Consider the following 12870-nt stretch of genomic DNA (forward strand, 5'->3'; position numbering starts at 1 on the left):
CGCGGTCTCTACACAGCACTGTTTTGCCTGGCCGCTCCAGTCTTATGGCTGGGCATGTGGCGGCGCTCCAGGCGCGTACCGGGCCAATGGGAAGTCCTGGCGCGCACGCGGTTTGGCCATGCCGAAGGCGAGGTGATGCGCGGCGCGGTATGGGTGCATGCGGTCAGCTTGGGCGAGACCCGTGCCGCCCAGCCTCTGGTAGCGGGGCTGCTGGCGCAAGGCTTGCCTGTCTTGCTGACCCACATGACCGCTACCGGGCGGGCCGAAGGGGCGCGCCTTTTCGGCGAGGCCATTAGCCAGGGACAGTTGCGCCAGGCCTGGTTACCCTATGATTTCCCGCGGGCCTGTCGGCGTTTCTTCGACCTTTATGCGCCGCGCTGCGGCCTGATCATCGAGCGTGAAATCTGGCCCAATCTGCTGGCTGCTGCCCGCGCGGCCAACGTGCCCATGGCACTGGTGAGCGCACGGTTCTCGGCGCGTTCATTGCGCGCGTCGTTGCGCATGGGCCGGGTGATGCGTGAGGCGATGGCGGGTCTGCAGCAGGTACTGGCGCAGACCCCCGCCGATGCCCAGCGTCTGGCCGCCGCGGGTGCTCGGGCGGTGACGGTGACAGGAAACCTGAAATTCGATGTCGATCTGCCGCCGGCGCAATGTCGTGCCGGCCATGCATGGCGCGAAGCAGTGGGGCGTCCGGTGGTGGCGATTGCCAGCACCCGCGAGGGTGAGGATGCCCTTTTTCTGCAGGCCATGCGCACGCTGGCTGCCCCCCGTCCCCTTTATCTTTTGATCCCGCGCCACCCGCAGCGTTTTGACCAGGCCTGGGAGCAAGCGCAGACTGCCGGGTTCAAAACCGTGCGCCGCTCGGCCTTGCAGGCCGTGCCCGGCTCGGACATCGACGTGGTGGTGGGCGACACGCTCGGCGAGATGCCGCTTTATTACGCGGCTGCGGATGTGGCCATCATCGGTGGCAGTTTCGTGCCGCTGGGCGGGCAGAACCTCATTGAGGCCTGTGCGGTCGGCACGCCGGTGGTCACCGGCCAGCATACGTTCAATTTTGAGCAAGCCACCCGCGATGCCATCGAGGCAGGCGCGGCTGAGCGCGTCCACGACGCCCGCCAGGCCTTGCAGTTGGCCGACCAATGGGTGGGCGACCCGGCTTTGCTGCAGCGCCGTGCCTGCGCGGCGCGTACATGGACGCAGGATCACAAAGGCGCCGTCGCGCGCAGCCTCGCCGCCCTGCAAGACATGCTGGCGGCGCAGACCTAGTGCGGCCGTCAATCCTGGCGCTTGGGTGCCAGGCTGACTTGGCCGGCGTTGAGTTGCTGGGTCAGGCGGCGCGGATCACGTCCTTCGTCATCGGGACGCGGCCCCAGCCAGCCCTGTCCCAGGCCATAAGCCCAGACGTTGGCCAACAACAGTACGAGAAACAGGATGCGCATCGGGATCCTTGGCTAGTGGGCGGCTGTCGCAGCGGCCAGCGCGGCCAGACCGTCGAGCACGGGAGCTTTTAGGAAGGTCGGCGTCGAGACGGCCCCCAGACTTGCCCCCACCAGACGCAACAAACGCTCTATCTCGGGCTGGACCTCGGTCCAGCCGCCGCCGGCGACATAGACCTCGGGTGCCTTGCCATACCGTGCATGGCCCGCCAGCCACTGCCTGACGAGTGCTCCGGCCTGTGCGGCGGCGATGCCGGTGGCGATCGCTTCATGGGTTTCGGTCGGGTAAGGGGTGACAGGCCCTTCGGCCAGCGGCAGATTGGCCGTGCCGTGGACCAGCGAGCCACGCATCATGGCCGGGCCGGGCAGGATGAGGCCGCCGGCGAATTCGTTATCCGGGCCCAGCGTATCCAGCGTGGTTGCGGTGCCGAAGGAGGCCAGCAACGCGGGCGGATGCCCGGCGGGCAAGCGCATGTGCAGGCCCAGCATGGCTGCCCAGCGATCCGCGCCCAACTGGTCCTGATGGCGATAGGCATTGGTCATGCCTAACACGTCGCGTTGCGGGCGTTTCCACTCGATGGCACAGCCCTTCATCGCCGCGGCGATCGCCGCACCGCGCTGCGCACCGGCGACATTGACGCCGATGGCACGCACGGGTTTGTGACGCAGCGTCTGCAGCCAGGCCCCCAAGGCCTGCAGATCCAGATTATCGAAGGCCACGGGCTCGGGTTCGCGCGCACCGCTGTCGAGATGGAGCCAGCCAAGCTTCAGGCGGCTGTTGCCGGAGTCGATCAACAGGATCATGGCTGAGGGCGCACCGAAATTTCGCCGGCAGTCACCGCCATCAGACCGTGATCGCACTGGACCTGCAGCCGGCCCAGTACGTCAACGCCGGCGGCTTGGCCGCCGTACAGCACCTCGCCGCGATCGATCACGTTGACGCTGCGGCCGTGCAGCGCATCGGCCTGGGCATAGCGCTGGACGAAGGCGGCAAAGCCGTGCTGTTCGAGATCCGCGACGGCTTGCTGCCAGGCTAGCGCCGTGGCTTGCACGATGTCGGCCGCGTCTCGGACCCGGTCCTGGGCGTCGACCTGGGACCAGTCGGCAATGGCGCGCTGCAGATTGGCCGAGAGCATGTCGGCGTCGCGCAGGTTCAGACCCATGCCGATGACAACGGTATGGCCGTTGCCGTCGGGGTTGCGCGTGGTCTCGGCCAGTACGCCGGCCAGTTTGGCTTCATGCCACTGGACGTCGTTTGGCCATTTCACGCAGACACCGGTTTGCGCGCTCAAATGCCGCAAGGCTTCGCACGCCGCCAGCCCTGCCATGGGCGAAAGCGCCGGCAATTGCGGTGCTGGCAAATGCACGTCGAACGCGCACGAGAACATCAGCGTGGCGCCGCTGCGGTTTTTCCAGGCGCGTCCGGCGCGGCCTCGGCCGGCCTCCTGCAGATGCGCACCCAGCAGCCAGGGCTTGGGTGTCTGACTCTGGCGCGCGCGCGCCAGAAGATCGGCATTGGTCGATCCGGTGCTGGCCACCCATTGCACATGGGTGAATCCGGGCAGACGCGCGTGAACGGCGCGTTGCAGCGTATCGGGCGCGGGCAGGTCTAGGGCGTGGACGGGCATGATGGGCGGAATTGTAGGGCAACGAGCGCTGTCATCTGGGCGCTATATGATGTGTAACGGCTAGAATCACTATTTTTCATCCCGCCATGCACCAGCAACGACAGCCCGACCGCGATTGCCAGGCGCCTCCCATGCGCAGGGAGGGTGCCGTGGTGTACCTGGCAGGAGACTGGAGCCTGCAGGCGCTCGGCGCTCGTGGGCAGGTTCAGGCCCGCCGCGACGCCCTGGCGCAAACCGACGGCAATACGCGGTGGGATTTGCGAGGCATCGAACGCCTGGACACCATCGGCGCCAACGTGCTTTGGCGCGCCTGGGGCGAGCGCTTGCCCGACCGCCTGCGCCTGACAGAAGGCCAACGCGAGGTTTTCGACACCCTGGCCTCCAATCCGGGTGGCGCGGCGCCGCCCGAGCCGTCCGCCGATGCCCTGGGCTGGTTGGCCGCGCTCGGCCAGGCCATGTTCGACGCCGGCAACAACGGCATGCGGCTGGTCCGCATGCTGGGCCAACTGATGCTGGATTTCGTCGGACTCGTACTGCGCCCCTCGCGGGGCCCCTGGCGTGAGATCTCCGCCCAGGTCTACCGCACGGGGGCACAAGCCCTGGGCATCACCGCGCTGGTCGGTTTTCTCATTGGTGTGGTGCTCTCTTACCTGTCCGCGCAACAACTGCAAATCTTCGGTGCCGATCGCTTCATTGTGCGCCTGTTGGGCGTGTCCATCGTGCGCGAGCTGGGCCCCGTTCTTGCCGCCATTCTGGTGGCCGGTCGTTCCGGCTCGGCCATCACGGCTCAGATCGGCGTGATGCGTGTCACGCAAGAGCTCGATGCGATGAGCGTGATGGGTATTTCGCATAGCCAGCGGCTCATCCTGCCGCGCGTGGTCGCCCTGGCGCTGACCATGCCCCTGCTGGTGCTGTGGACCGACGCCATGGCGTTGATGGGCGGGATGCTGGCCGCGCAGATGCAGTTGGGCATTTCAGCGCAATGGTTCATCGAGTCGCTGCCTGGCGCCATCACCATCACCAATTACTGGATAGGGATTTTCAAAGGGGTGTCGTTCGGCGTCCTGATCGCGCTGGTCGCCTGCCATTTCGGGCTGCGCATCAAGCCGAATACCGAAAGTCTTGGACGCGGCACGACCACTTCCGTGGTCACCTCCATTACCGGGGTCATCCTGGTCGACGCCCTGTACGCCGTGATTTTCAGCCAGATGGGGATCTGATGGATACTCCCCTGATCCCTGAGGATTGCCTCACCCTCACGCCCGTGATCTCGGTCTCGGGTCTGCGCACGGCCTTTGGCGACCATGTCGTGCACGACAACCTCAATCTGACCGTCTACCCCGGCGAGATACTCGTGCTGGTGGGAGGTTCGGGTTCAGGCAAAACGGTGCTGTTGCGGGAGATCATCGGATTGAGCCAGCCAGCCCGCGGCGAGATCCGCATCCTGGGACGAGATATCACCACGCTGAGCATGCGGGAGCGCCGGCGGCTGTCCGAGCGCTGGGGCATGCTGTTTCAGGCCGGTGCGTTGTTTTCTGCCTTGTCCGTGTTCGACAACGTCGCTTTGCCCCTGCGCGAGCTGCGCACGCTGCCCGAGGATCTGATCCAGGATGTCGTAATGTACCGCCTGGCCATGGTTGGCCTGAATGCGGGCGACGCCCTCAAGAGTCCCTCGGACCTGTCTGGCGGCATGATCAAGCGCGTGGCGCTGGCACGTGCGCTGGCGCTGGACCCGGAGCTGCTCTTTCTCGATGAGCCGACGGCGGGTCTCGATCCGCTGCGCTCTGACGAATTCGTCGATCTGGTGCGCAGCCTGCACCGGCAACTCGGCTTCACGGTGGTCATGGTGACCCACGATCTCGATACGCTGCTGGCGCTTGCCACGCGCGTGGCGGTGCTGGCCGACAAGCGTGTCATCGCTTGCGCCTCCGTTGCCGAGATCCTGAAGATCGACCACCCTTTCATCCAAAGTTTTTTCCTGGGCGAGCGCGGCCGTCGCGCGCTTGGGGATCTTGCACCAAAGGAAGCAGGCAATGGAAAACCGTAGTCATGCCTTGCTGGCGGGAGTCTTCACTCTGGTATTGCTCGTGGCCGCCGCGCTGGTGGCGATCTGGGTTGGCCGCGACCGTTCGACGGTCAAGGTCTACGACATCGTCTCTTCGGCGTCGGTCAGCGGCCTGACGGCGCAGTCGACCGTGCGCTATCAGGGTGTGCCGGTGGGCAAGGTCCAGTCGCTGATGCTCGATGCGCATCGGCCCGGGCAGGTGCGTATTCGCATTGGCGTTTCACCGAATACGCCGATCACCGCCTCGACCTGGGCGGAAGTGGGCGTGCAGGGGGTGACCGGCCAGGCCACTATCGAGCTGCGTGACAACGGCGGGTCGACCGAGCTGTTGGTGGCCCGTGGCGATCAGCCGCCCGACATTCCCCTGAGGCCGGGACTCTTCGACCGCCTTGAGCAGCGGGGGTCTGCCTTGCTGGCCAAGGTCGAAACCACGGCCGAAGAATTGCGGCATCTCATGAGTCCAGCCAATATCGAGGCGTTGAGCCTGACGCTTAAAAATGCCGCCGACATCAGCAGTCAGCTCAAGGACGCCAGCCGTGACCTCGCCCCGGCCATGCGCAAACTTGGGCCTTTGGTCGACTCGATGAATAAGACATCGAGCGAGGCAGCCGCGCTGATGCAATCCGCCAACCAGTCGCTGGCGCGTCTGAATGCGCCCGACGGTCCTCTGTCGACCGCAGGCCGTAGCCTGCAGGAAATCGCGCGAGCAGCGGCGCGGCTGGATCGTGAAACCTTACCGGCCATGACGGATATGGCCCAGTCGGTCACCGGCGCGGCGCGCAGCGCTCAGTCCGCTTTACGGCGGGTGGGTGATACGCCCCAATCTATTCTGTTCGGCCCCGCGCCTGTCGAGCCCGGTCCGGGCGAGCCCGGTTTTGCCGGATTTAGGAGATAAATCCATGAAGAGAATCTGCCTCATGGCGGTGCTGGCCTTGGTCCTGGGCGGTTGCAGTGTGGGGCGCGTGGCACCCCAGGCTGCGTTGTTTGACCTTGGGCCGGAGCCGACCGCCAGCGTGCAACTGCCAGCGCGCGCGCCTATCGTCCTGGCCTTTTCGGCCGCGCCTTCGCTCAGCGATACGGGAGTGATCTGGCGAGTCGCCGACAGCACGGCGCCCAAGGCCTATGCGGGCTTTCGCTGGAGCGAGCCGCCAGCCAGCCTGGTTCGCCAGCGTCTGCAGGAAAGACTCTCGCACGAAGGTGCCGTGCTCAGCGATGGCGGTGGCACCGGGGCACCACAACTGCGCGTCACCCTCACGCGCTTTGAGCAGGTCTTCGCTGCCGATGGATCATCCAGCCAGGGACAGGTCGTGTTGCAGGCCGTCGTGTTGCAGGATGGCAAGATTCTGGGGCAACGGCGCTTCGCTGCCGAGGCGGCCGCGCCATCGCAGGACGCCAGCGGCGGTGTCGCGGCTTTGCGTCTGGCCACGGATTCCGCGGCCGAGAGTCTGGCGGCCTGGCTGCCCACGGTACTGCGTCCCATCGCCCGTTAACATCGCGTTTTGCTTCTGTCCGGATCGCCCCATGCTTGCACACACCGACATCCTCGCGTTTACCGGCGAGGCCGGGCGCATTGAATGCGCCGTCGATTACCCCGATGGCGACCCCAAGGGCTGGGCGCTGGTGTTGCACCCGCATCCGCTGCACGGCGGCGCGCGTGACAACAAGGTGGTCACCACGATAGGCCGGGCATGCACGAGTGCCGGGCTTGTGGTGGTGCGCCCCAATTTCCGGGGTGTCGGTGCATCCCAAGGCGAGTTCGACAGCGCGGTCGGCGAAACGGCCGACATGCTGGGCCTGATTCCGCAGATCCGTGAAGCCCTGCCCGGGTTGGCGAACGCACCCTGGGTGCTGGGCGGCTTTTCCTTTGGCACGGCCGTGGCCGCGCAAGTCTACGCCACGCTGGCCGAGCAGCAGGCGTCGCCCGCGGCGCTCATGTTGATGGGCCCTGCGGTGGGGCGGTTTCAATTCCGCGAGGTCGAGCTGCCTGAAGAGACGCTGCTCGTACATGGCGAGATCGACGAAGTCGTGCCGCTTGCCGAAGCCATGGACTGGGCGCGGCCGCGCAACTTGCCCATCGTCGTGATTCCCGGTGCCTCGCATTTTTTTCACGGCAAGCTCATCACCTTGCGCAACTTGGTCGCACAACGGCTGAAGCTGGCATTGCGCTGAAATTTTCCGCACGTTGCATCAGGTTGCATGTTCGCGGCGCGTGAGGAACGTTTCGCGTTCGAGACAGTCGGATAGGCTGCCTATAATTGTTGTGGCCGCCGTGCGCGCGGCCGGCCCTCTCTGAACTTCATAGCCGATAAAGACCTTGTCCCAATCTGCCCTTGCTCCTACCGTATTTTCCCGTCGTGTGATTTCGAGTGCCGTGCTGGCTGTCATGTTGGCCGGCTCGATGCCTGTCATGGCGCAGCAACAGACGCCGGCGGCCGTCTCGCCTGCGGCCTCCATGTCCGCGCCGGCCACGGCAGCGGTGGCAGATTCCGTGGTCGCCGTCGGCGACTTGGCTTCGGTGCCCGCACCGACGGTTGCGGCGCGCGCCTGGATCACGGTCGATGTCAACAGCGGCCAAGTGCTTGCTGCTTCCAACCCCGATCAGAAAGTCGAGCCTGCCTCGCTGACCAAGATCATGACGGCGTATGTCGTGTTCAACGCCCTCGACGAAAAACGTCTGACGCTGGAGCGGCAGGTGCCGGTGTCCGAGCACGCCTGGCGCACGGGTGGCTCGCGCATGTTCATCGAGCCGCGCAAGCCGGTCACCGCCGACGAGCTCATCCAGGGCATGATCGTGCAGTCGGGCAATGACGCGTCCGTGGCGCTGGCCGAAGCCGTGGGTGGCAGCGAGACGGCATTTGCCGCTCTCATGAACGAACAGGCCGAGCGCCTGGGAATGAAGGGCACGCACTTCATGAATGCGACCGGGCTGCCGGATCCGCAGCACATCACCACGGTGCGGGATCTGGCCACGCTGGCGACCCATCTGGTGGCCGATCATCCCGAGTACTTCCACTACTACAAGCAAAAGAGCTACACCTACAACAAGATCACTCAGCCCAATCGCAATCGTCTGCTTTGGGCCGATCCCTCGGTGGACGGCATGAAAACCGGCCATACCGATTCAGCGGGTTTTTGCCTGGTGTCGACCGCCCTGCGCGGCGATCGCCGTGTGCTGACCGTGCTGGTGGGTGCCGACAGTGAGTCCACCCGGGCCGAAGAAAGCCTCAAACTGCTGAACTGGAGCTTCCAGAACTTCGATACGGTCAAACTCTACGACAAGAGCCAGCCTGGTCTGGATGCGCGTGTCTGGGAGGGCAAGGCCGAGAACGTCAAGCTCGGGCCGCCCAACCCCATCTGGCTGGCCGTGCCGCGTGGCAAGGGCAGTGAGATCAAGCCCGTTGCCCAGCGGACCGATCCGCTGGTCGCGCCCTTGGTCAAGGGCCAGCAAGTCGGCATGCTGCAATTGACCCTCGATGGCAAGGTTCTGCGTTCCGAGCCGTTGGTCGTTCAAGAGGATGTCGAGCGCGCCGGTTTCTTCGGCCGCATGACCGATACCGTCAAGCGCTGGTTCCAGTAAAAAGTCCGCCCGCGCGGGTGTAAGCTATGTCCGACATGTGAGTGGCGAACGGAAATCTCCGTTCGCCAGGGTCATCTTCCTTCTAGGAGCTTTTCATGATTCCGGGCATGCCGGGCGAGAGCCTGGTGTATCTCAATGGCGAGTTCACCCGCGCCGACCAGGCCAAAATTTCGGTCCTGGATCGCGGTTTTATTTTTGGCGATGGTATCTACGAAGTCGTGCCTGCCTACCAGGGCAAGCCCTTCCGCATGGCCGAGCACTTCCAGCGTCTGGAGCGCAGCCTGGCTGCCATCCGCATCCCCATGCCAATGGATCGCGCGGCGCTGACCGCCGTGATCGAGCGGCTCATTGCTGCCGCTCCCAGCCCGGATTGCCTCGTCTATCTGCAGATCACGCGTGGCGTGTACAAACGCGACCATGCTTTTCCCGCGCAGGCCATCACGCCCACCGTCTTCGCCATGGTCACGCCGCTGGTGCCGCCTTCGGCCAAGCAACGCGACCAGGGCGTGGCCGTGATTTCGATCGAAGACGAACGCTGGCTGCATTGCGAGATCAAGTCGGTTTCGCTGCTGGGCAATGTGCTGGCCCGCCAGCAGGCGGTCGAAGCGGGCGTGGATGAGGTGATTCAGTATCGTGACGGCTTTCTCACCGAAGGCTCGGCCAGCAATATCTGGATTGTGCGCGATGGCAAGCTTCTGGCCCCGCCGAAGAACAACCTCATTCTTGAAGGCATCCGCTACGGCCTGATGGCGGAGCTGGCCGAAGCGGCCGGTGTGAGCTTCGAGGCGCGTCGCATAGCGCGGGCCGAAGTCGAAAGCGCCGAAGAAGTCCTGGTGACATCGGCCACCAAGGAAGTCCTGGCCGTGACACGCATTGATGGCAAGCCCGTGGGAGACGGCAAGCCCGGACCCATTTATCGTCAATTGCGCGCGGGTTATGATGCCCGTATCGCCGCGCTCTGATCGCGGCCTCAGGCCGGATGGCCGGCGTGCCATCCGGCGGTAAGGCGAACGCTGATGATGAACATCCCTCCCGAAGATTCTCTTATCGAATATCCGTCTGACTTCCCCATCAAGGTGATGGGCAAGCAGCATCCGGATTTCGCCCAGACCTTGACCGGCGTCGTGCTGCAGTTCGACCCCGACTTCGATCCGGCTTCCGTCGAGATGCGGCCCAGCAAGGGCGGCAACTATATGGGGTTGACGTTCACGGTGCGCGCCGTCTCGCGCGAGCAGCTCGATGCGCTGTACCGGGCGCTGCATGGCCACCCTATGGTGTCCATCGTCCTGTAAGCCGTGGGTATGCCCGTCGACATTGCTTGGCTGGACCCGGGCGCGGCCTACGCGCCGGTCTGGCAGGCCATGCAGGCCTTTACCGCGAGTCGATCGCCCGTCACGCGGGATGCGATCTGGATGTGCGAGCATGCCCCGGTGTACACCTTGGGTCAGGCCGGGCGTGAAGAACATATCCTGAATCCCGCGGGTATCGAGGTGGTGCGCTGTGATCGCGGTGGCCAGGTGACGTATCACGGCCCCGGACAGATCGTGGCGTACAGCCTGTTCGATCTGCGCCGGGCCGGCATGTATGTGCGCGACTATGTGTTCTTGCTTGAAGAGGCGGCCATTGCCGTGCTGCGGCAAGCGGGGATCACGGCCGTGCGCCGCACGGGAGCGCCGGGCGTCTACGTCGAGCAGTCGGATGGCCGCGCCGCCAAGATCGCCGCGCTTGGTATAAAAGTACGCAATGGATGCGCCTACCATGGCATGGCCTTGAACGTGGCCATGGATCTGGCGCCATTTTCCGGTATCAACCCCTGTGGCTATGAAGGGCTGCGCACCACGGACATGGCGTCCTGTGGCGTATCCTGTAGCCCACGCGAAGTGGGGCAGGCGCTGGCCGATGAGCTGGTCGCACGCCTGAGCCGTTTTTGCGCGCAGACACCTGCGGCGGGCGCGCCGGTGACGGGGGAGTAGAATGCCTTTTTTGTTCCTGGCCGTCACGCCCGCGGCGGCCCAGAGGGTGCCCCATGTCCACGCCGCTTGATGCCAGTCAGTCCTCGAACGACACCAGCACCTCCGCTGTGTCTGCCTACGATCCTACGCAAAAGCAGAAATCGCAGGCCAAGACGGCTCGCATCCCCATCAAGATCGTCCCTGCCGAACGTCTGAAGAAGCCCGAATGGATCCGCGTGCGCGCCGCCGCGCCGGGCTCCCGGTTCTACGACATCAAGCGCATCCTGCGTGAGCACAATCTGCACACCGTCTGCGAAGAAGCTTCCTGCCCCAACATAGGCGAGTGCTTCGGCAAGGGTACGGCCACCTTCATGATCATGGGTGACAAGTGCACGCGGCGCTGCCCCTTCTGTGATGTGGGCCATGGCCGCCCCGACCCCCTCGATGCGCAAGAGCCTGAAAATCTCGCTCGGACCATCGCGGCGCTCAAGCTTTCGTATGTGGTCATCACCTCGGTGGATCGCGATGATCTACGTGACGGCGGTGCGGCGCATTTTGTCGAATGCATCACTAGAATTCGTGATCTCTCGCCCTCCACCCGCATCGAGGTGCTGGTGCCGGACTTCCGCGGCCGCTTGGATCGCGCGCTGGGCATCCTGAATGCCGGTCCTCCGGACGTGATGAATCACAACCTCGAGACCGTGCCGCGTCTGTACAAGCAGGCCCGGCCGGGTTCGGATTATATGCACTCGCTCAAGCTGCTCGCTGATTTCAAGCTCCTGCATCCGGATGTGCCCACCAAATCCGGCCTGATGCTGGGTCTGGGCGAAACCGACGAAGAAATTCTTGATGTCATGCGTGACATGCGGGCGCATAACGTGGACATGATCACCATCGGACAGTATTTGCAGCCGTCCGAGCATCATCTCCCGGTGCTGCGTTATGTGCATCCCGATACGTTCGCCATGTTCGAGCGCGAGGCCTACGCCATGGGCTTTAGCCACGCGGCTGTGGGCGCGATGGTGCGATCGTCCTATCACGCCGATGAACAGGCTCACGCCGCTGGCGTCAACTGACCTGCGCCAGCCCCATGCGACATCGCCCCACGGGGCGATGTCGCATTTCAGTCCGGACTGACACGTGAGTGTCGGCTGCTCCAGTAGACGTCGGTCTGGCCGGCTGCCTGGTTGAGATAGCGCGCCAGGACGAACATAAGATCAGAGCTGCGATTCAGGTATTGCCGCAAGGGCGCGTTGACGGCGGCCTGGGCTGACAAGGTGATGACCGAGCGCTCTGCGCGCCGCGCGGCCGTGCGGGCGAGATGGGCCAGCGCCGAGGCCCGTGATCCACCGGGCAGGATGAACTCGCGCAACGCCGGCAACGCCGCGTTGTAGAAGGCCAGCCGAACATCCAGAAAGGCCACCTGCGCTTCGGACAGCGCAGTATGACCCGGGATGCAGAGTTCCGCGCCCATGTCGAACAGATCGTGCTGCATGGTCAGCAAATCGGCGGACACCTCCTCAGGCAGTGGTTCGCAACGCAGCAGCCCCAGTGCACTGTTGAACTCATCGACATCGCCCAACGCGACGATACGGGCATCATCCTTGGCGACGCGGCTGCCGTCGCCAAGCCCGGTGGTGCCATCGTCGCCGGTGCGGGTGGCGATGACGGAGAGGCGGTTTGCCATGGGTAAGTCCTTGCGGGGTTAAGGCGGGGGAATCCCCCCGGAAGTCCGCTATTCTAGGGTGTGCAGTGGATTGACATGACTGTTGCGAATCGCATTGCTTGGCAGCGTTTCGTGCGGATTGCGGGAGCCGCGTTCGCGGTATCCTGGCGTTGAGGGTCCACACAGGGCCCGGCAGGAGGTAACACTATGGCGTTTTCACGCAAATACACCATGTCCATGGCCATGACGACGGCCATGGCCTTTGTCAGTCTGGCCAGCCCGCAGGTGTTGGCGCAAACCGCTCAGGCCAGCGGTGAAGTCCGACGCGTAGACGCGTCGGCCGGCACGGTCACGCTCAAGCACGATGCGATCAGTGCCCTTGATTTGCCAGCCATGACGCTGGTCTACCAGGCTGCCCCTGCGCTGCTGAACCATCTCAAGCCGGGCGACAAAGTCAGATTCACGGCCAGCCGCAAGGATGGCAAGTACGTGGTGACCGAAATCACGAAGTAGTTCCGGGCAAAAGAAAAACCCTGGCTCGTTGCG

Annotated in this window: 16 protein-coding genes; 12 read left to right on the plus strand and 4 right to left on the minus strand. The window is 64.5% G+C overall.

The genetic code is table 11. The features are described 5' to 3' along the window. Positions 1 to 54 precede the first annotated feature (54 nt). Positions 55 to 1266, plus strand: coding sequence for a 3-deoxy-D-manno-octulosonic acid transferase (locus LK440_RS17070; RefSeq protein WP_005017029.1), 1212 nt, complete (start codon positions 55 to 57; stop codon positions 1264 to 1266). An 8-nt stretch (positions 1267 to 1274) separates the two neighbouring features. On the opposite strand, the gene LK440_RS17075 is transcribed toward LK440_RS17070, so the two are convergent. Genes LK440_RS17075 through LK440_RS17085 form a run of 3 tightly spaced genes read right to left on the minus strand, consistent with a single transcriptional unit; the run spans position 1275 to position 3064 of the window. Next, on the minus strand, positions 1275 to 1439 hold the full coding sequence (locus tag LK440_RS17075; RefSeq protein ID WP_005017028.1) for a hypothetical protein: 165 nt from the start codon (positions 1437 to 1439) through the stop codon (positions 1275 to 1277). Between the two features lie 12 nt (positions 1440 to 1451). Further along, positions 1452 to 2240: a type III pantothenate kinase gene (locus tag LK440_RS17080; RefSeq protein WP_005017027.1), complete on the minus strand. Its 789-nt coding sequence runs from the start codon at positions 2238 to 2240 to the stop codon at positions 1452 to 1454. Further along, positions 2237 to 3064, minus strand: coding sequence for a biotin--[acetyl-CoA-carboxylase] ligase (locus LK440_RS17085; protein ID WP_005017025.1), 828 nt, complete (start codon positions 3062 to 3064; stop codon positions 2237 to 2239). Before LK440_RS17085 ends, LK440_RS17080 begins: the two co-directional genes overlap by 4 nt. Before the next feature lie 131 nt (positions 3065 to 3195). On the opposite strand from LK440_RS17085, the gene LK440_RS17090 reads away from it, so the two are divergent. The 10 genes from LK440_RS17090 (at position 3196) to lipA (ending at position 11734) form a co-directional block, all read left to right on the plus strand. Then, the gene (locus LK440_RS17090) at positions 3196 to 4284 is read left to right on the plus strand and encodes an MlaE family ABC transporter permease (RefSeq protein WP_005017024.1); all 1089 of its coding nucleotides are present in this window, start codon (positions 3196 to 3198) and stop codon (positions 4282 to 4284) included. After that, positions 4284 to 5111, plus strand: a complete 828-nt coding sequence (locus tag LK440_RS17095) for an ABC transporter ATP-binding protein (protein WP_005017022.1) — start codon at positions 4284 to 4286, stop codon at positions 5109 to 5111. The genes LK440_RS17090 and LK440_RS17095 overlap by 1 nt, the downstream gene beginning before the upstream one ends. Further along, a complete protein-coding gene (locus LK440_RS17100) occupies positions 5098 to 6024 on the plus strand; it encodes an MlaD family protein (RefSeq protein WP_005017020.1) in 927 nt (308 codons plus the stop codon). The genes LK440_RS17095 and LK440_RS17100 overlap by 14 nt, the downstream gene beginning before the upstream one ends. A gap of 4 nt (positions 6025 to 6028) precedes the next feature. Then, positions 6029 to 6619 carry an ABC-type transport auxiliary lipoprotein family protein gene (locus LK440_RS17105; protein ID WP_227944746.1) on the plus strand — a complete coding sequence of 197 codons (591 nt, stop codon included), beginning with the start codon at positions 6029 to 6031 and terminating at the stop codon, positions 6617 to 6619. Positions 6620 to 6650: 31 nt separating this feature from the next. Next, entirely contained in the window at positions 6651 to 7298 is a 648-nt protein-coding gene (locus tag LK440_RS17110) for an alpha/beta hydrolase (RefSeq protein WP_005017017.1), read from the plus strand. A 136-nt stretch (positions 7299 to 7434) separates the two neighbouring features. Continuing rightward, the gene (locus LK440_RS17115; protein WP_025341266.1) at positions 7435 to 8706 is read left to right on the plus strand and encodes a D-alanyl-D-alanine carboxypeptidase family protein; all 1272 of its coding nucleotides are present in this window, start codon (positions 7435 to 7437) and stop codon (positions 8704 to 8706) included. A 95-nt stretch (positions 8707 to 8801) separates the two neighbouring features. Then, the gene (locus tag LK440_RS17120) at positions 8802 to 9668 is read left to right on the plus strand and encodes a D-amino acid aminotransferase (RefSeq protein WP_005017012.1); all 867 of its coding nucleotides are present in this window, start codon (positions 8802 to 8804) and stop codon (positions 9666 to 9668) included. Between the two features lie 54 nt (positions 9669 to 9722). Beyond that, entirely contained in the window at positions 9723 to 9998 is a 276-nt protein-coding gene (locus LK440_RS17125; RefSeq protein ID WP_005017011.1) for a YbeD family protein, read from the plus strand. A 9-nt stretch (positions 9999 to 10007) separates the two neighbouring features. Further along, positions 10008 to 10679: a lipoyl(octanoyl) transferase LipB gene (gene lipB / locus LK440_RS17130; protein ID WP_005017008.1), complete on the plus strand. Its 672-nt coding sequence runs from the start codon at positions 10008 to 10010 to the stop codon at positions 10677 to 10679. A gap of 53 nt (positions 10680 to 10732) precedes the next feature. Then, positions 10733 to 11734 carry a lipoyl synthase gene (gene lipA / locus LK440_RS17135; RefSeq protein ID WP_005017005.1) on the plus strand — a complete coding sequence of 334 codons (1002 nt, stop codon included), beginning with the start codon at positions 10733 to 10735 and terminating at the stop codon, positions 11732 to 11734. Between the two features lie 47 nt (positions 11735 to 11781). On the opposite strand, the gene LK440_RS17140 is transcribed toward lipA, so the two are convergent. Next, positions 11782 to 12345: a cob(I)yrinic acid a,c-diamide adenosyltransferase gene (locus LK440_RS17140; protein ID WP_005017004.1), complete on the minus strand. Its 564-nt coding sequence runs from the start codon at positions 12343 to 12345 to the stop codon at positions 11782 to 11784. 186 nt (positions 12346 to 12531) lie between these two features. Between LK440_RS17140 and LK440_RS17145 the strand changes: the two genes are divergently transcribed. Next, the gene (locus LK440_RS17145) at positions 12532 to 12837 is read left to right on the plus strand and encodes a copper-binding protein (protein WP_005017000.1); all 306 of its coding nucleotides are present in this window, start codon (positions 12532 to 12534) and stop codon (positions 12835 to 12837) included. Positions 12838 to 12870: the final 33 nt, after the last annotated feature.

This window comes from Bordetella holmesii (genome assembly GCF_020735985.1).
Lineage (GTDB): Bacteria > Pseudomonadota > Gammaproteobacteria > Burkholderiales > Burkholderiaceae_B > Bordetella > Bordetella holmesii.

Bases quoted from the DNA above. Each gene is read 5' to 3' on its own strand.
- LK440_RS17070 (WP_005017029.1), top strand. From the start codon at position 55: ATGTGGCGGCGCTCCAGGCGCGTACCGGGCCAATGGGAAGTCCTGGCG.
- LK440_RS17075 (WP_005017028.1), bottom strand. From the start codon at position 1,439: ATGCGCATCCTGTTTCTCGTACTGTTGTTGGCCAACGTCTGGGCTTAT.
- LK440_RS17080 (WP_005017027.1), bottom strand. From the start codon at position 2,240: ATGATCCTGTTGATCGACTCCGGCAACAGCCGCCTGAAGCTTGGCTGG.
- LK440_RS17085 (WP_005017025.1), bottom strand. From the start codon at position 3,064: ATGCCCGTCCACGCCCTAGACCTGCCCGCGCCCGATACGCTGCAACGC.
- LK440_RS17090 (WP_005017024.1), top strand. From the start codon at position 3,196: ATGCGCAGGGAGGGTGCCGTGGTGTACCTGGCAGGAGACTGGAGCCTG.
- LK440_RS17095 (WP_005017022.1), top strand. From the start codon at position 4,284: ATGGATACTCCCCTGATCCCTGAGGATTGCCTCACCCTCACGCCCGTG.
- LK440_RS17100 (WP_005017020.1), top strand. From the start codon at position 5,098: ATGGAAAACCGTAGTCATGCCTTGCTGGCGGGAGTCTTCACTCTGGTA.
- LK440_RS17105 (WP_227944746.1), top strand. From the start codon at position 6,029: ATGAAGAGAATCTGCCTCATGGCGGTGCTGGCCTTGGTCCTGGGCGGT.
- LK440_RS17110 (WP_005017017.1), top strand. From the start codon at position 6,651: ATGCTTGCACACACCGACATCCTCGCGTTTACCGGCGAGGCCGGGCGC.
- LK440_RS17120 (WP_005017012.1), top strand. From the start codon at position 8,802: ATGATTCCGGGCATGCCGGGCGAGAGCCTGGTGTATCTCAATGGCGAG.
- LK440_RS17125 (WP_005017011.1), top strand. From the start codon at position 9,723: ATGATGAACATCCCTCCCGAAGATTCTCTTATCGAATATCCGTCTGAC.
- lipB (WP_005017008.1), top strand. From the start codon at position 10,008: ATGCCCGTCGACATTGCTTGGCTGGACCCGGGCGCGGCCTACGCGCCG.
- lipA (WP_005017005.1), top strand. From the start codon at position 10,733: ATGTCCACGCCGCTTGATGCCAGTCAGTCCTCGAACGACACCAGCACC.
- LK440_RS17140 (WP_005017004.1), bottom strand. From the start codon at position 12,345: ATGGCAAACCGCCTCTCCGTCATCGCCACCCGCACCGGCGACGATGGC.
- LK440_RS17145 (WP_005017000.1), top strand. From the start codon at position 12,532: ATGGCGTTTTCACGCAAATACACCATGTCCATGGCCATGACGACGGCC.